The organism is Micromonospora sp. NPDC005252 (assembly GCF_042872475.1).
GTDB lineage: Bacteria > Actinomycetota > Actinomycetes > Mycobacteriales > Micromonosporaceae > Micromonospora.
In genome coordinates this window covers 588,645-604,812 of record NZ_JBIAKN010000001.1, presented here as the reverse complement: position 1 = coordinate 604,812, position 16,168 = coordinate 588,645, and the positions used below count along the sequence as shown (strand labels likewise).

The following is a 16,168-nucleotide window of genomic DNA, read 5'->3' as shown; positions in this document are numbered from 1 at the left end:
TCGGGCGGTTGGCGGCAGCGGGATCGACGGTCACCTCACGGTCGACAATCGGTCCGGCTGCCGCCACGCCACCGCGTACGGGTCAGGCCCGCCGTCGGCTCATCGCCGGAACCATCACCGGAGCGTCCTCGCGGACGACCGCGTCCCGCCGGCTGAGCCGACGGACGCCCACCGCGCCAACGGTGATGGCGACGACGCCCAACAGCGCGACGAGTACCGGAAGCCCAACGCTGATCAGCAGCAGTGCCACATCGCCGAGTGCGACGAGCATCCACAGTGCCAGCCGGGGCCGGGCGTTCCTGTATCGGTAACCCATGTCGCACCTCCCTCCGTCGTTGGAGATCAGATACCCCGAACGACGCAAGAACATGCGAGAGAGGTTCGCGTAGGTGCGGAACGCGGGTCAGTTGACCCGGTCGGGCTTGAAGCCCTTGACGATCTGGTCGAAGTTGGCGAGGTTGGCCTGCCAGTCCTTCTCCGCGATCTCCCACCGGATGGCGTAGCCCCGGTTGCTGGCGGTTACGAAGCCCCGGTTGCGCACGTGGATGCGGGTGTTGTCCCGGCTCTCCAACCACTCCCAGTCGGCGCAGGTCCGATACCAGTCGCAGGCCTTGATGCTGCCCACCAACTGGTAGTTGCTGACCAGATTCCGGCGGTACGGTTCCTTTTCCTTCCAGTCGGCGACCGCGTCCTTCAGCGGGCTGGGGGTCCACTGGACCAGCATCTTGCCGGGCCCGCCGGACTGGTTGAAGACGGCCGTGTCCGAGCCGGTCTGACGGCCGCTCCAGCCGGGTGGGAGCGGGATGGAGAAGGTCGGCCCCTCGTACAGCTTCCAGCCCGCCGGCAGCGCGTTCGGGTCGGCCGACGGCGTGGCCGAGGGCGTCGCACTCGGTGCGCCCGTGGTGGGTGGAGGCGCTGCCGGAGCGGAGGACTGCGCCGGGGCCGACGACGCGGCCGCCCCGGTCGTCGCGTCGGCCTGCGGGCTCTCGTTGTCGTCGCCCTTGGTCAGCATCGGCACGATCACCACGAGGCCGACCAGCAGCAGGGCCACCAGCGCCCCGATCAGCACGTTACGCCGGGTATTGGTCGGCTTCGTACCGTCGAAGGGCGGCACCGCCGCGCGCCCGGCCGGACTCACCGGCGGCATGACCGACGTCGGGGCCGACGGTTTGCGCTGCTCCGGCGCCACCGGCGGCCCGTCGACGGCCGTCGGCTCGTCGACGGCCGTCGACTCGTCGTCGGGCTCCGTCGTACCGTCGTCGGGGTTGTCGTCGGCGGCCGCCACCGTCGCGGTCGGGTCGGCGTCGGACGTGGCCGGACGGTCGATAGTCGCGGTCGGCTCGGCCGGCACCGCCGCCGTCGGGTCGGCGTCGGCCGGTACGACCTCCGTCGGCGAGGCGTCGGCGGCGGCGGGCGCGGCAGCCGCGGCGACCGGCGGCGGGGTACGCGGAGCAGGCGGCGACACCGGGCGGGCGGCGCTCTCCTCGGCGGGGCGCGGCGCCGGCACGAGCGGCGGGCGCGGCTCGCGTGGACCGTTCGGCCCCGGCCGGCGTACGCCATCGAGCAGTGAGATCCCCCGCGCCCGCTTGCCTCCGGCGCGGCGCAGCAGCCGCTCGGCCACCTCGGCGGTGATCCGCTCGTTCGGGTCCTTCTGAAGCAGCCCGTTGAGCACCGGCTTGAGCGGGCCGGCGTTCTTCGGCGGCGGCATCGGCTCGGTGGCCAGCGCGGCAAGCGTGGCGATCGCGGACGGCCGCGCGTACGGCGACTTGCCCTCGACCGCCGCGTAGAGCGTCGCGCCCAGCGACCACAGGTCGGCCTCCGGCCCGGCGGTGCCCTCCCGGGCCCGCTCCGGCGAGATGTACGCGGGCGAACCGAGCACCATGCCGGTGCGGGTGACGTTCGGGTCGCCGGGGATCGTGGCGAGACCGAAATCGGTCAACACGACCCGGCCGTCGTCGCCCAGCAGCACGTTGCCCGGCTTGACGTCGCGGTGCATGACGCCCGCCTTGTGGGCGGCGTTCAGCGCGCCCAGCACGCCCAGGCCGATCTCGATCGTGCGGGCCACCGACACCGGCCCGTCCTCGGCGAGGGTGTCCTGCAACGACTTCGACGCCACGTACTCCATGACGATCCACGGGTCGCCATCGGTGCGCAGAACGTCGAAGATGCGTACCACGTTGACGTTGTTGAGCCGGGCGATGGCCCGCGCCTCGCGCAGCGAACGCTCCCGCATCTCGCGGCGTTCCTCGTCGGTGAGGCCGGGGGGCGGCACCAACTCCTTGATGGCGACGTCGCGGTGCAACACCTCGTCGCGCGCCTTCCACACCCGACCCATGCCGCCCTGGCCGAGCGGCGACAGAAGCCGGTATCGGTCAGCGACGAGTTGGGGGAGCGCGTTCGACATCGCTGAGACGGTACCCGGAGCCGCCGACGCTCACACCGCCGGCACGCCACTGTTCGCTTCCCGTGACTTCGAGCCGCGTACCCTGGCGGCATGTCTGCCGAAGAGCCGCTGTTCCGGGTCGTTCGCGGCGTGCCCACCGCCGAGGAGTTGGCCGCTTTGGTCGGTGCGGTCATCATGCGGTCCCGCCCGGCCGCCGCCCCCGCGCCACAGACGGCGTCCGCGTGGGCCCGCAGCGGCCGACCGGCCCGCCCCGACACCTGGCGCGCCTCCGGCCTTCCCCGCTGACCGACCCGCCACGCGGGGGCTGCCAGAGTGGGCGTCCAGCCGTTAACCTCACTCAGGGAAACGGTGCCGTGACGGATAGGGAGGATCGATGATCCCCGAAGAGGACCAGCCGGCGCCCTGGCTGCACAGCTACGGCGGCATCGAGGCCGACATCCGCCAGCTCCGCGAGTTCGCCGACCGGCTCGCCGCCGAGGTCGAACGCAACTACGCGCCCCACCTGTCGTACATCGCCGACGACATGTCCGCGAAGGTGCCCAACCCCTGCGACGCGTTCATCGAGCTGGTCACCTTCCTGCACGCCCACCACGAGACGCAGCAGGCCACCGCCGACATGGTGTACGCCGTTCGGGGCGCAACCGGCCACCTCGCCGCCGTCGCCGACCGGGTCGCCACCCAGTACGCCGACAGCGACGCCTTCTCCGCCGCCCGCGCCGTGGACGTTCAGCGGGCCCTCGCCGACCCCGGCACCGTTCTGCCCGGCGGCCGGACGCCGACGCTGACCGACCCCACCGGTCCCGAGAGCCAGAGGCCGGTGGTCCTGCCATGATCGAACGAGGTGGGGGCCGCACCTCCGGCCAGACCGACTGGCACCTGATGGACGTCAACAACATGTGGGCGTGCCTCCAGGACCACGACACCACCAACCACTGGAAACAGGTCGCTGGGTGGCGCAAGGTCTGCGACCTGGCCCAGATCCACCTCGGCCGGCTCCAGGAGTACCGGCGCGGGCTCGCCGAAGCGTGGCCCCCGGAAACCAGCGCCGCCTCCGGCACGTACCTCGCCCAACTCGACGACCTGATCGCCAAGGTGCGGCACACACACGACGCGGCCGCCGCGAACTACACCGCGCTGTCCGCCGCCACCCAGGCCATCGGCACCACCCGCGCCGAGCTTCGCAAAATCCACGAGGAGTACGCGACCAAGCTCCAGCAGAAGCAGGCGTACGACGCCACAGCCGCCGACCCCAAAGCGATCATGGGTAGTCGGGTTGTCGAGTCACCGGTGACGGACAGCGACTTGGAACGGCTGAACGTGCAGGCGCAGGCCATGATGTTCAACCTCAGCGGCGAACTCCAACAAGCCCAAGCCACCCTCCAAAAACCCCCGCCGCCGCCAAGAGCTAAGCCCGTCGCCGACCAGGCGAATTCAGATGTGTACGGCGGAGTTTCCGCCCCAGTTATTCCCCCCATCGTGGCAGTGCCTGCGCCAGCGCCTTCTGTGGCGGTGTCCCACACATCTCGAAATCCTGTCGTTACATCAACAACTCCCGTCGCTGGGCCAGTGCTGGGGGCGGCGAGCACTGCACTAACCAGCCTTCCGGGAATGACTAGTCCAGGTCCGATACCGACGGCTCATACGCAGCCAAGCCCGACACCTGGACTTGCTATCCCACCGCTACGGTCTGGCTCACTGCCAATCCCCGGCTTGCCCGTGCCTAACTCCGGCAATTATCCGCTGAATCGCCCGGGAAGCAATGCCACTCCGCCCCATACGCCTTCGACTGCGCAGCCACGTCCCATGCCACCCGGTGGTTTGATCGGAGGAGGCCCCACAGCCGGCATCGGACAGCCACCTGCCGGCAGTTCACCTCGTCGCGTTAACCCGATCGGCGGGGTGATAGGAGGCGGGGGCGCTGGCACCGGGCCGACAGGCGGAGCTGGTTCTCGGCCAAGTGCCGGAAGAACTCTTGGCCTTCCACACGGATTTCCCCCCTTAGGCGGCGCACCCAATTCCAATCCTGCACCTGGTGGCGCACCTCGTCAGTTTCCTCGGGAAGACCGCCGCGAAACGCGCCCTTGGGACCCCGATCATCCATGGGAGACAGACCAGGGTGTTGACCCGGTGGTCCGGCCGCCCGACACGGACAACCCGATCGATCCCGGACCGGCCATTGGCTTTGACAGGTAGGCCGCGTGCTGCTTGCCGAATTTTATTTGGCTTAAGCATCACGGTCAGCCTGCTGCAGCCCTCGCCGCCTGCTCAGGCCGCGCCCACACCTGACGGGCTTAATCTTATTCGCGATGATCAATGGCATCTGGCCTATCTCCGTGCCCTGGATGCCCAGAAAATCAGCCGCGGAAGCGGAGTTACGGTCGCCGTGCCAGATACGGGCGTAGATAAACACCCGGATCTGCAACGAAATTTGCTGAGTGGAAGCGACATCGCCTCGGGGGGCACCGGCGACGGACGAGTAGATACGAGCAGCCACGGCACCGGCATGGCTGGCCTCATCGCGGCACATGGGCGCGGCGGAGATTCGGGGGCACTCGGGATTGCCCCAGCATCCCACATCCTTCCTATCCGCATCCAAGTCTTGGACGAGCAAGGCGACAGCGACAATCTTGCCTCCGCTATAGAATATGCCTCTACAAGAGGGGCAGATATAATTAGCGTTGCTTCGGTTTCTGGACCAAGTCCGAATTTGCAGCGAGCCGTGGAGGCTGCAACAAGAGCGGATATTCTAATTGTTGCAGCGGCAGGCAATAGGCCACGCGATCACCATGTCAGCTTCCCAGCCTCGTACCCAGGGGTAATTGCCGTTGGCGGCATTGATCGAGGCGGGAATCATGCCGAAATCTCCGTAACCGGGCCCGAGATCGATGTGGTTGCGCCTGCGGTCGACATTTACAGCACGAGCATTAACGGCAAGTACCGCAAAGGCACAGGCACTTCCGACGCGACGGCGATTGTCGCTGGGGCGGCGGCGTTGATCAGGTCGAAGTATCCCTACCTGCCGGCCCAGGAGGTAGCCCATCGGCTTACGGCCACGGCCATCGACAAGGGTCCGCCAGGCCGGGACGACGAGTACGGGTATGGCGTGATCGATCTTGTGGCAGCGCTGACGGCAGACGTACCCCCGTTGGGGTTTGAGTCGGTGAGCGCTCCGGCCGCGACTGGCTCGACCGCGGCGGTCGGCGATCGACCTGGTGAGGGCGGTGATGGCGCGACAACTCGCGGCCTGGCCACTCTCGCCGTGATCGTGGCCGTCGGGGTCGGATGGGCGCTGGTGGCGCGGCGTCGGCGGCGCGGTGATGATCCGCCGCCCAGAATCAGTCGCTGACCGAGCCGGGGCGCGTTGATCGACTCGGGATCCTTGATATCGGGGTGTCCGGGCGAGCGGGATACCCCGATATCCATGAAGTCGAGTCGATCACGGTGGTGCCGGCAGGTTGATCGACTTTATATCGGCGATGTGGGGCTTTTGTGGCTGATTGATAGGCCGATGTCGGTGATGTGGAGTGGATCAAGGGCGCGGGGCCAGGTGGGCATGAAGAGCACGGCGTCGAGCGCGGCGCGGCCGGGTGGACCGGTGTGGTGGGTGGTGAGCCGGTAACGTCGGGCTGGTGTCTGATTCTCTGCCACTCCGCCTCGTGCTCGCCTCGGCCAGCCCTGCCCGTCGTAAGTCTCTCCAGGCCGCCGGCATTGAGCCGGACGTGCTGGTCAGCGGGGTGGACGAATCCCTGGTGGTGACCGATCGGGCCGAGGACCTGTGTCTGGAGTTGGCTCGGCTCAAGGCAGAGGCAGTGCTGAGCCGGCTGAGTCCGGCCGCCACGGCAACCGCGCCAGCCGGCACCAGCACGGAAGCAGGCACCAGTCAGCGGACCCTGATCATCGGCTGTGACTCGGTGCTCGCGTTCGACGGGCAGATCCTCGGCAAGCCGGCGGATCCGGCGGACGCCACCGCGCGTTGGCTGCGGATGCGGGGGCGCAGCGGTGTCCTGCACAGCGGGCACTGTCTGATCGACGGTGTCAGCGGGCGGCGCGCGGAGGCGGTTGCCTCGACGACCGTCCATTTTGCGGACATCAGCGACGACGAGATCGCCGCGTACGTCGCCACCGGCGAGCCGCTGGCGGTGGCCGGCGCGTTCACGATCGACGGGTTGGGCGGGCCATTCGTGGAACGGATCGAGGGCGACCCGGGGACCGTGGTCGGATTGTCGATGCCGCTGCTGCGTCGGCTCCTCGCCGAACTGGGGCTGCAGATCACGGACCTGTGGACAAAGGTCGCGCCGGGCGGCCAATCGGTCGAGCCGCTGGGTAACGTCCGCTCATGACCACGAAGTCGATCCCGCTCACCGACGAGTTGCACGCCTACCTGGTCGCGCACGGCGCCCCACCGGACGAGATCATCCAGGATCTGGCCGAGGAGACCCGGTCGGTGCTGCCCGAGCACGCCTCCATGCAGGTGGCGCCGGAGCAGGCCGCGTTCCTGACGTTCCTGACCCGGCTGCTGGACGTACGGCAGGCCGTCGAGGTTGGCACGTTCACCGGCCTGTCGGCGCTGGCCATCGCCCGGGGGTTGCCCGAGGGCGGGAGGCTGACCTGCTTCGACATCTCCGAGGAGTTCACCGGCATCGCCCGGCGTTACTGGGCCCGCGCCGGCGTGCACGACCGCATCGACCTGCGGATCGGCCCGGCCGGCGAGACGCTGCGGGAGTTGCCGCACGAGCGTCACCTGGACTTCGCGTTCATCGACGCGGACAAGACCGGGTACCCGGTCTACTGGGCCGAGCTGGTGCCCCGGATGCGGCCGGGCGGGGTGATCGCCGTCGACAACGTGCTGCGCGGCGGGCGGGTGATCGCCCCACGGGACGCCAACGACCGGGCGATCGCCGCCTTCAACGACGAGGTGCTCGCCGACGTACGGGTCGACCCGGTGATGCTGCCGATCGCGGATGGCCTCACCCTCGCCCGGGTGCGCTGACCGCCCCCACCGCTGACCGCCGCCACCGCTCAGCGCCACCACCGCTCAGCGCCACCACCGCTGAAGGACGCCACCGCTGAACGCCGACGAAACGCCGGCAGCCCACCGAACGCGCAGCACCGACAGCACGAATTCGGGGTGCCCCCTCAGGAGGGGGCACCCCGAAGCCAGCGTCAGCGGACGCTGCGGGCGAACTGGCGGGCGGCCCAGAAGACCCCCAGCGCGGCGAGGACCGCCGTGATGGTGAGGCCCTGCCAGACCTTGTCGCTGGCCAGGTCGCCGGCGAACAGCGCGCGGGTGCCGTCGACCGCCCAGGAGAACGGGTTCCAGTCGGCGATGCCCTGCAACCAGCCCGGTGCGAAGGTCAGCGGCAGCAGGATGCCGGAGAGCAGCAGCACCGGCTGCGCCACGGTGTTCATCAGTGGGGCCAGCGCGTCCTCGCTCTTGACCTTGAGTGCGACGCCGTACGAGACGGCCGAGGTCATGAGTGCGATGAGGGCGAGCATGAGGTACGCCAGCAGCAGGTCACCGATGAACACCCGCAGGTCGAACAGGAGCGCCAGCAGGGTGATGATGACCGCCTGCACGATGAGCGAGACCACGTCGCGCAGCGAGCGGCCGAGCAGCAGGGCGAGCCGGCTGATCGGGGTGACCCGGGACCGTTCGATGACGCCGGCGCGCAGCTCGGCGATCAGGCCGAAGCCCTGGAACAGGCCGCCGAAGATGGCCAGCAGCACCAGCAGACCCGGCACGAAGATCTTGTAGGCGGCGGCCTGGGTGGGCGCGTTCAGGGCCGGCTTGAGCAGCGGGGCGAAGAGCAGCAGGTACATCACCGGCTGGAACACGCCGACGAAGACCCAGACCGGGTTGCGCAGCAGGAGCTGGATCTGCCGTTGGAAGATCAGCCACGTGTCGCGGGCGAATTTCATGGGTCGTCTCTCCGGTGGTCAGGACTCGCGCAGCGAGCGGCCGGTCTTGGTCAGGAAGACGTCGTCCAGGCTGGGCCGGTGCAGCTCGATCGAGCGCAGTTCCAGCCCGGCGTGGTCGAGTCGGCGCAGCACCTGGGGAATGGCGGTGGCGCCCTCGTCGACGTAGAGCCGCAGGCCGCCCTCGTCGGCGGTCTCCAGCTTGTTGACGTACGGCTCGCCGTCGAGCGCCTGGGCGGCCTGCGGGGTGGCGGCCAGGTCGAGACCGACGAGCACGACGTCGCCGGAGATCTCCCGCTTGAGTTCGGCGGGGGTGCCCTCGGCGACGACTTCGCCGTTGTCCATGATCGCGATGCGGTCGCAGAGCGCGTCGGCCTCGTCCAGGTAGTGCGTGGTGATGAAGACCGTCATTCCGTCGCTGCGCAGTCGCCGGATCTCGTCCCACATGTGGGCGCGGCTCTGCGGGTCGAGGCCGGTGGTCGGCTCGTCCAGGAAGACGATCTTCGGCTCGTGGATGATGCCGAGCGCGATCTCGACCCGCCGGCGCTGGCCGCCGGAGTAGGTCTTGCACTTGCGGTCGGCGTACTCGGTGAGCTGGAAGGCGTCCAGCGCGCGGGCGGCGCGCTGCTGCGCGTCGGCCTTGCCGATGCCGTACATCCGGGCGTGCAGGACCAGTTCCTCACGGGCGGTGGACTCGTCCCACGTGCTGCCGCCCTGCGGGACGTACCCGATCCGGCGGCGGACCTCGGCCGGATCCTTGCGCAGGTCGGCCCCGGCGATGGTGGCCTCGCCGCCGTCGGGCTCGATCAGCGTGGCGAGCATCCGCAGCGTGGTGGTCTTGCCGGCGCCGTTGGGGCCGAGGAAGCCGAAGATCTCGCCCTCGGCGACCTGGAGGTTGACGCCCCGCACGGCGTCCACCGTCTTCGTCTCTCGACCCGCGCGGGAGCGGAACGACTTCCGCAGCCCCCTGGTCTCGATCATTTCTGCTCCTGGTCGGTCGGGCCGGCCGTGCCGGCCGTCGAGTGGGACGACGCCGGACGGCGCACTCCCCCGCTGTGCCGCCAGCAGGCTAACGCGATATAACTCTTTTAGTCAACGTTGATTATTCCGCCTCGGTCGGCGGCCTCGACTCCTGGCGCTCTTTCCACCCCGACCAGCCCTCGACGTTCTCCAGCTCAGCAGGCAGGTACGACACTCCGGAGTCGATCCGCTCCGCGATCCGGTCGCACCACCCCATCTCCGCCTCCGCCCGCACCGCCCACAGCTCGAACATCCACCCCACGTGCACCGGCTTGCGGTTTCGCACCCAGTCCGACTCCGGGGAGGCACGCATCGACTCAACACCGGCGCGCAGCAGATTGGCCCGGTTGCGCAGGGCCGCGGCGGCCTCGGCGCGCGGCATGGCGGGCAGGAAGGAGAAGGCCACCGCGAAGGGGTCGGACGGCTCGCTGAGGTTCCACCAGAAGTTGCGCAGCAGCGTCTCGAACTCTTCCTCGCCCTTGGGGGTCACCTCGTAGGTGGTCCGGGCCGGACGGGCGCCGACCTGCTCGGTGGCGACGGCACGGAGCAGCCCTTCCTCGGTGAGCTTGCGCAGCGCGTGGTAGATCGAGCCGGGCTGCACGTTCGCCCACTTGTCGGCGCTCCAGCTCAGCAGCTCGCGGCGCACGTCGTAGCCGTGCACGGGCTGCATCCACCGCACCAGGCCGAGAATCATCATCCGAGTCGCAGACACCACACAAGCGTAATAGCCAAGTTTGACTAAGGTCAGTGCCACATCCCACACTGAGCGATCGTTAGGGCCATCACGGGTGGCCGATACACTCCCGGTCAGTAACTTCCCGGGAGGAGCCACGAGGTGCGCAAGGTACTCATCGCCAACCGCGGCGAGATCGCCGTCCGGGTCATCCGCGCCTGCCGCGACGCCGGCCTCGGCAGCGTCGCCGTGTACGCGGACTCCGACCGGGACGCCCTGCACGCCACGCTCGCGGACGAGGCGTACGCGCTCGGCGGGGACAGCGCGACCGACACGTACCTGCGCATCGACAAGCTGCTCGACGTCGCCGCCCGCGCCGACGCCGACGCCGTGCACCCGGGTTACGGCTTCCTCAGTGAGAACGCCGACTTCGCCCAGGCGGTCATCGACGCGGGGTTGACCTGGATCGGCCCCACCCCGCAGGCGATTCGCGACCTTGGCGACAAGGTGACCGCCCGGCACATCGCCCAGCGCGCCGGCGCTCCGCTGGTCCCCGGCACGCCGGACCCGGTGGGCAGCCCGGACGAGGTGATGGCGTTCGCCGTCGACCACGGGCTGCCGGTCGCCATCAAGGCCGCGTTCGGCGGTGGTGGGCGCGGCCTCAAGGTCGCCCGGACCATGGAGGAGATCCCCCAGCTCTTCGAGTCGGCCACCCGCGAGGCGGTCGCGGCGTTCGGCCGGGGCGAGTGCTTCGTCGAGCGCTACCTGGACCAGCCCCGGCACGTCGAGGCGCAGGTCCTCGCCGACCAGCACGGCAACGTGATCGTGGTGGGCACCCGGGACTGCTCGTTGCAGCGGCGGCACCAGAAGCTCGTGGAGGAGGCCCCCGCGCCGTTCCTCACCGACGCCCAGCGTGCCCAGATCCACGACAGCGCCAAGGCGATCTGCCGGGAGGCCGGCTACCACGGCGCCGGCACGGTGGAGTACCTGGTCGGCAAGGACGGCACGATCTCCTTCCTGGAGGTCAACACCCGACTTCAGGTCGAGCACCCGGTCACCGAGGAGACCGCCGGCATCGACCTGGTCCGGGAGCAGTTCCGGATCGCCGACGGCGAGAAGCTGCGGATCACCGAGGACCCGACGCCGCGCGGGCACGCCATCGAGTTCCGGATCAACGGCGAGGACCCGGGCCGCAACTTCCTGCCCGCGCCGGGCAGCGTCACCACGCTGCGCCTGCCCACCGGCCCGGGCGTCCGGGTGGACACCGGCATCTCGGCCGGCGACGTGATCGGCGGCAACTTCGACTCGCTGCTCGCCAAGGTGATCATCGTCGGTGAGACGCGGACCGAGGCGTTGGAGCGCGCCCGCCGCGCGCTGGACGAGATGGTCCTCGACGGGATGGCCACCGCGCTGCCGTTCCACCGCCTGGTCGTGCGGGACGCGGCGTTCACCGCCGAACCGTTCACCGTGCACACCCGGTGGATCGAGACCGAGTTCCACAACACCGTGCCGCCGTTCGCCGCCGCCGCCGGCGCCGCCGAGGCGCCGGCCGAACGCGACACCGTCGTGGTCGAGGTCGGCGGCAAGCGCCTCGAGGTCAGCCTCCCCGCCGGCTTCGGCGGGAGTACGACCACCGCGGCACCCGCCTCCCGTAAGCCGACCCGGCGCGGAGGCGGGGCCAAGGCGGGCGCCCCGGTCGGTGGCGACGCGCTCACCTCTCCCATGCAGGGCACCATCGTCAAGATCGCGGTCGCCGAGGGCGACACGGTGGCCGAAGGCGACCTGGTGGTGGTGCTCGAGGCGATGAAGATGGAGCAGCCGTTGCACGCCCACAAGGCGGGTACGGTCAGCGGGCTCACCGCCGAGGTCGGTGCCGTGATCACCGCCGGCGCCGCCATCTGCACCATCGCCTGAGGGGCGAGCGCGAGACCCCTGTTGCTGGCGAGGCAGCCGCGGGGCTGGCTCGGCGCGGAGTCGGTTACGCGGTCTGCGGCAGCGGCGTGCGCACGTTCCGGACGGCGTATCGATGGAGAGTGACGCCCTCGTCGAAGCGCGCCTGCTCCAGCAGGTCCAGCTCCAGCGGCTCGTCGTGGCTGTCGAACAGTGGGCGGCCGGTACCGAGGATGACGGGGTGCGTGAAGAGCAGCAGCTCGTCGAGCAGCCCTGCCCGGAGCAGCGCCGTAGCCAGTGTGGCGCCACCGACGCCGATGTCACCGTCGGTGCGCCGCCGTAGCTCCGCGAGCTCGCCGACGGCATCGTCGCCGCCGATGATCTCGGTGTTGTGCTCGGCGCTGGTACGCGTGCGGGAGACCAGCACCTTGGGCTTCGAGGTCCAGATCTCGCCGTACTCGCGCAGGTAGCCGGGCGACGAGTCGTCGTCGCGCGCTGCCGGCCAGAATCCCTCCATCGTCTCGTAGATCGTGCGCCCCTGGACCATGAGCGACAGCGCCCGCGCCCGCGCGTTGAACTCGTGGTGCAGTGACTCCCCGATGCGCATCCAGGTGCCGCCGCCCTGCTCGCCATGAGCACGCTCGATCAACAGATCGGCGGACACGTTCATCCAGTACACGAATCGCCCCGACATGGACCCTCCCTCAGTGATAGCGATATGTAACTGCTTCGACCTACCCTAGGATGAGGTAATAGCAAGATGCAATCACTTGCGAGGAGGGCTTGATGGATTCGGCGCCACGCTCGGGTTGCCCGATCAATCAGGCGGTCGAGGTCCTGGGCGATCCGTGGGTGATGCTCGTTCTTCGGGACATCATGTTCGGCAATCGGCGGCACTTCCGCGAGCTGCTCGCCGGCAGTGAGGAGGGCATCGCGCCGAACATTCTCAGCAGCCGCCTGCGGCGCCTCACCGACGCGGGCCTGCTCACCCGTGAGGACGCCCGACGGGGGCAGCGAGCCGCCTACTCACTCACCGAGGCGGGCATTCAGACACTGCCGATCATGGCAGCGCTCGGCTCGTGGGGGCTGGCCCATCGCGGTGGCGACCGTCGCCTGCGGGTGCGCGCCGAACTGCTCCGCGACGGCGGCCCGGAACTGCTCACCCGCTTCATGGACGACCTGCGCGAGGTGCACCTCGGCGTCCCCCGGCCCGACCCGCACGCCCGACGAGCGGTCGACGAGCTTCGCTCGGCCTACGAGGCAGCCACCCGCGACTGACCCGATCCGCCGGGACCGCCCGCTTCGCGACGGACCGGCCCACGGCGGACCGGCCCACGACGGTGCCGGGCCCACGACGGTGCCGGGCCCACGACGGACCGGGCCTACGGCGGACCGGGCCTACGGCGGTGCCGGCGTAAGCGGCGGGCCGGGCCCACGACGGTGCCGGCGTACCCGACGGACCGCAGCCCACGGCGGCGCCGGCCGCGCGACGGCCGACACCGTCGGCTGGTGACCCGCCGCACAGGACCGGGCGGTGGGGGTGGTTTGGGCCACCAGCGGCGGCGGGAGTGGGCGCGAGCAGGAATGATGTTCGGGTGCGCTTCCTTCACGGCGCGGTTCCCGCGCACGACCTGACCTATACCGACGTCTTCATGGCGCCGGCCCGCTCCGACCTCGGCTCCCGGCTGGACGTCGACCTGTCCACCGGTGACGGCACCGGCACCACCATCCCGCTGGTGGTGTCGAACATGACGGCGGTCGCCGGGCGGCGGATGGCCGAGACGGTGGCCCGGCGGGGCGCGATCGCCGTGATCCCGCAGGACATCCCGATCGAGGTCGTCGCGAACGTCGTCGCCTGGGTCAAGCAGCGGCACCTGGTCTACGACACACCCATCACCCTGGGCCCCACCGAGACCGTCGGGGACGCCATCCACCTCCTGCCGAAGCGGTCGCACGGCGCGGTGATCGTGGTCGACGAGGCCGGTCGGCCGATGGGCGTGGTCACCGAGGCGGACACCACGGGTGTGGACCGGTTCGCCCAGCTGCGGCACGTGATGTCCACCGAGCTGCACACCGTCCCGGCGGACGCGGACCCGCGTACCGGCTTCGATCTACTCTCCGCCGGCCGGCGCCGGCTCGCCCCGGTGGTGGACGCCGACGGTCGGCTGGTCGGCGTGCTGACCCGGCAGGGCGCGCTGCGGGCCACCCTCTACACACCGGCGGTGGACGACCGGGGGCGACTGCGTATCGCCGCGGCGGTCGGGATCAACGGTGACGTGACCGGCAAGGCCGCCGCGCTGCTGGAGGCAGGTGTGGACACGCTGGTCGTGGACACCGCGCACGGCCACCAGGAGCGGATGATCTCGGCGTTGCGGGCGGTGCGCAAGCTGGACCCGGGCGTTCCGGTGGCGGCCGGCAACGTGGTCACCGCCGAGGGGGTACGCGACCTGGTCGAGGCCGGCGCGGACATCATCAAGGTGGGTGTCGGGCCGGGCGCGATGTGCACCACCCGGATGATGACCGGCGTGGGCCGGCCGCAGTTCTCCGCCGTGCTGGACTGCTCGACGGCGGCCCGTCAGCTCGGCCGGCACGTCTGGGCCGACGGCGGGGTGCGACACCCTCGCGACGTGGCGCTCGCGCTCGCCGCCGGCGCGTCGAACGTGATGATCGGCTCCTGGTTCGCCGGCACCTACGAGTCCCCCGGTGACCTCTACACCGAGCCGGACGGTCGGCGGTACAAGGAGAGCTTCGGGATGGCCTCGGCGCGGGCGGTAAGCGCCCGTACCGCCGACGACAGCCCGTACGACCGGGCCCGCAAGGCGGTGTTCGAGGAGGGCATCTCCTCGGCGCGGATGTATCTGGACCCGACCCGGCCCGGCGTCGAGGACCTGATCGACGAGATCATCGCCGGGGTACGCAGCGCCTTCACCTACGCCGGAGCGCGGGACCTGACGCAGTTCCACGAACGAGCGATCGTCGGCGTGCAGAGCGCCGCCGGCTTCACCGAAGGAATGCCCCTCCCCACAAGCTGGTAACCCCACCCCCACCCCCACACCACCCCCACGCCCCACCCCGTTGATCATGAAGTTATTGCCCCGACACGCCGACGCGGGAGGCAATAACTTCATGATCAACCCAGGAGAGGGAGGCCGGCGAGGCCGGGGGGCGGAGGGCTGGGGTTAGGGGGTTAGGCGGCTCAGGACTTGGCGGGCCGCCTCGCTCGGGTTGTCGCCTACCCGGTCGGGGAGGGCGTTGGCCAGCCAGAGGGTTGCGAAGCCGTGGGCGATCGACCAGGCGGCGAGGGCGTCCCGGTCGGCGTCGCCTCCGGTTGGCAGTGCGGCGACTCCGGAACGCAGGGCGGCGCCGGCGCGCTCCCGGGCGGCGATCAGCTCCGCGTCGTCGGCCCGGTACAGCTCGGGCCGGAACATCACCTCGAAGTGCGCGCGGTGCCCGACGGCGAAGTCGACGTACGCGACTCCGGCGGCCAACAGGTCGTCTCCCGCCACGCTCAACGTCTGGGCCAGCAGGTCGAAGCCCTGAGCGGCGAGGGCGGTGAGCAGGCCGGCCTTGTCGCCGAAGTGGTGGGCGGGCGCGGCATGCGAGACACCGGCCCGACGCGCCAGGTCGCGCAGGCTCAACGCGGCCGGCCCGACCTCCTCGATCGCGTCGAGCGCCGCCGCGAGCAGGGTGCGACGGAGGTCGCCGTGGTGGTAGCCGCGCGTCTCGGTCATGCCCGGATCCTATCTTGCCATTGACAAGATGCCACTCCGTCGCGCAATCTTGTCATCGACAAGATTGCGCCGAGGAGGATTTCGATGGCACCCCTGATCGCGCTCGTGGTCGGCACCGCCCTGGCCCGACTGGCCGGCCTGGCCGGCGTCGCCGCACTCGACGGCTGGCATCCCGCGCTGCGGGTCGGGCTGGCCCTGCTGTTCCTGGTGACCGGCCTCGCGCACTTCGTCGGCCAGCGCCGCGCCGGCCTGATCGCGATGGTCCCGCCCGGCCTTCCCCGGCCGGATCTGCTGGTCACCGTCACCGGCGCACTGGAGCTGGTCGGCGCCGCCGGGCTGCTGATCCCGGCGACCGCCCGGCTGGCCGCAGCCGGGCTCGGCCTGCTCATGCTCGCGATGTTCCCGGCCAACGTCTCGGCCGCGGGCCGGAGGCTGACCCTCGCCGGACGCCCGGTCACCCCGCTCGGGCAGCGCACCGTCCTGCAACTCGTGTTCGTCGCCACCGCTGCGGCTATTTCGTTTGGCCCCTGACTA

The 16,168-nt window shown here is 70.2% G+C and carries 16 protein-coding genes; 9 read left to right on the top strand and 7 right to left on the bottom strand.

From position 1 onward, the window contains the following. Positions 1-82: 82 nt before the first annotated feature. Together ACFYPH_RS02945 and ACFYPH_RS02940 are read right to left on the bottom strand one after the other, a co-directional pair. Complete coding sequence (locus ACFYPH_RS02945) at positions 83-316, bottom strand: hypothetical protein (protein WP_387178439.1); 234 nt, start codon at positions 314-316, stop codon at positions 83-85. 87 nt (positions 317-403) lie between these two features. Beyond that, entirely contained in the window at positions 404-2,404 is a 2,001-nt protein-coding gene (locus ACFYPH_RS02940) for a protein kinase (protein WP_387178436.1), read from the bottom strand. A 90-nt stretch (positions 2,405-2,494) separates the two neighbouring features. Between ACFYPH_RS02940 and ACFYPH_RS02935 the strand changes: the two genes are divergently transcribed. The 5 genes from ACFYPH_RS02935 to ACFYPH_RS02915 all read left to right on the top strand — a co-directional run bounded on the left by ACFYPH_RS02935 (position 2,495) and on the right by ACFYPH_RS02915 (position 7,394). After that, entirely contained in the window at positions 2,495-2,689 is a 195-nt protein-coding gene (locus tag ACFYPH_RS02935) for an acyl-CoA carboxylase subunit epsilon (RefSeq protein WP_387178433.1), read from the top strand. 88 nt (positions 2,690-2,777) lie between these two features. After that, positions 2,778-3,236, top strand: coding sequence for a hypothetical protein (locus ACFYPH_RS02930; protein WP_354854047.1), 459 nt, complete (start codon positions 2,778-2,780; stop codon positions 3,234-3,236). Positions 3,237-4,586: 1,350 nt separating this feature from the next. Then, the gene (locus ACFYPH_RS02925) at positions 4,587-5,750 is read left to right on the top strand and encodes a S8 family serine peptidase (RefSeq protein ID WP_387179335.1); all 1,164 of its coding nucleotides are present in this window, start codon (positions 4,587-4,589) and stop codon (positions 5,748-5,750) included. Between the two features lie 283 nt (positions 5,751-6,033). After that, positions 6,034-6,744: a Maf family protein gene (locus ACFYPH_RS02920; RefSeq protein WP_387178429.1), complete on the top strand. Its 711-nt coding sequence runs from the start codon at positions 6,034-6,036 to the stop codon at positions 6,742-6,744. Further along, complete coding sequence (locus tag ACFYPH_RS02915; protein WP_355132791.1) at positions 6,741-7,394, top strand: O-methyltransferase; 654 nt, start codon at positions 6,741-6,743, stop codon at positions 7,392-7,394. The genes ACFYPH_RS02920 and ACFYPH_RS02915 overlap by 4 nt, the downstream gene beginning before the upstream one ends. 173 nt (positions 7,395-7,567) lie before the next feature. Here ACFYPH_RS02915 and ACFYPH_RS02910 read toward each other — a convergent pair whose 3' ends face one another. The 3 genes from ACFYPH_RS02910 to ACFYPH_RS02900 all read right to left on the bottom strand — a co-directional run bounded on the left by ACFYPH_RS02910 (position 7,568) and on the right by ACFYPH_RS02900 (position 10,037). Next, the gene (locus ACFYPH_RS02910; RefSeq protein ID WP_354854032.1) at positions 7,568-8,323 is read right to left on the bottom strand and encodes an ABC transporter permease; all 756 of its coding nucleotides are present in this window, start codon (positions 8,321-8,323) and stop codon (positions 7,568-7,570) included. 18 nt (positions 8,324-8,341) lie between these two features. Further along, positions 8,342-9,301: an ATP-binding cassette domain-containing protein gene (locus ACFYPH_RS02905; RefSeq protein WP_355062909.1), complete on the bottom strand. Its 960-nt coding sequence runs from the start codon at positions 9,299-9,301 to the stop codon at positions 8,342-8,344. A 121-nt stretch (positions 9,302-9,422) separates the two neighbouring features. After that, on the bottom strand, positions 9,423-10,037 hold the full coding sequence (locus tag ACFYPH_RS02900) for a PadR family transcriptional regulator (protein WP_387179332.1): 615 nt from the start codon (positions 10,035-10,037) through the stop codon (positions 9,423-9,425). 138 nt (positions 10,038-10,175) lie between these two features. Between ACFYPH_RS02900 and ACFYPH_RS02895 the strand changes: the two genes are divergently transcribed. Further along, positions 10,176-11,927: an acetyl/propionyl/methylcrotonyl-CoA carboxylase subunit alpha gene (locus ACFYPH_RS02895; RefSeq protein WP_387178424.1), complete on the top strand. Its 1,752-nt coding sequence runs from the start codon at positions 10,176-10,178 to the stop codon at positions 11,925-11,927. 64 nt (positions 11,928-11,991) lie between these two features. On the opposite strand, the gene ACFYPH_RS02890 is transcribed toward ACFYPH_RS02895, so the two are convergent. Then, positions 11,992-12,597, bottom strand: a complete 606-nt coding sequence (locus ACFYPH_RS02890) for a dihydrofolate reductase family protein (protein ID WP_354854023.1) — start codon at positions 12,595-12,597, stop codon at positions 11,992-11,994. Positions 12,598-12,689: 92 nt separating this feature from the next. Here ACFYPH_RS02890 and ACFYPH_RS02885 point away from each other — a divergent pair, with 92 nt between their 5' ends. Then, positions 12,690-13,181 (top strand): helix-turn-helix domain-containing protein, encoded by a 492-nt coding sequence (locus tag ACFYPH_RS02885; protein ID WP_355132785.1) that lies wholly within the window; start codon positions 12,690-12,692, stop codon positions 13,179-13,181. 317 nt (positions 13,182-13,498) lie between these two features. Next, on the top strand, positions 13,499-14,938 hold the full coding sequence (locus tag ACFYPH_RS02880) for a GuaB1 family IMP dehydrogenase-related protein (protein ID WP_354854018.1): 1,440 nt from the start codon (positions 13,499-13,501) through the stop codon (positions 14,936-14,938). Positions 14,939-15,082: 144 nt separating this feature from the next. On the opposite strand, the gene ACFYPH_RS02875 is transcribed toward ACFYPH_RS02880, so the two are convergent. Further along, on the bottom strand, positions 15,083-15,634 hold the full coding sequence (locus ACFYPH_RS02875) for a TetR/AcrR family transcriptional regulator (RefSeq protein ID WP_354854016.1): 552 nt from the start codon (positions 15,632-15,634) through the stop codon (positions 15,083-15,085). An 84-nt stretch (positions 15,635-15,718) separates the two neighbouring features. Here ACFYPH_RS02875 and ACFYPH_RS02870 point away from each other — a divergent pair, with 84 nt between their 5' ends. After that, complete coding sequence (locus tag ACFYPH_RS02870; RefSeq protein ID WP_354854013.1) at positions 15,719-16,165, top strand: DoxX family membrane protein; 447 nt, start codon at positions 15,719-15,721, stop codon at positions 16,163-16,165. The last annotated feature ends 3 nt before the right edge of the window (positions 16,166-16,168 follow it).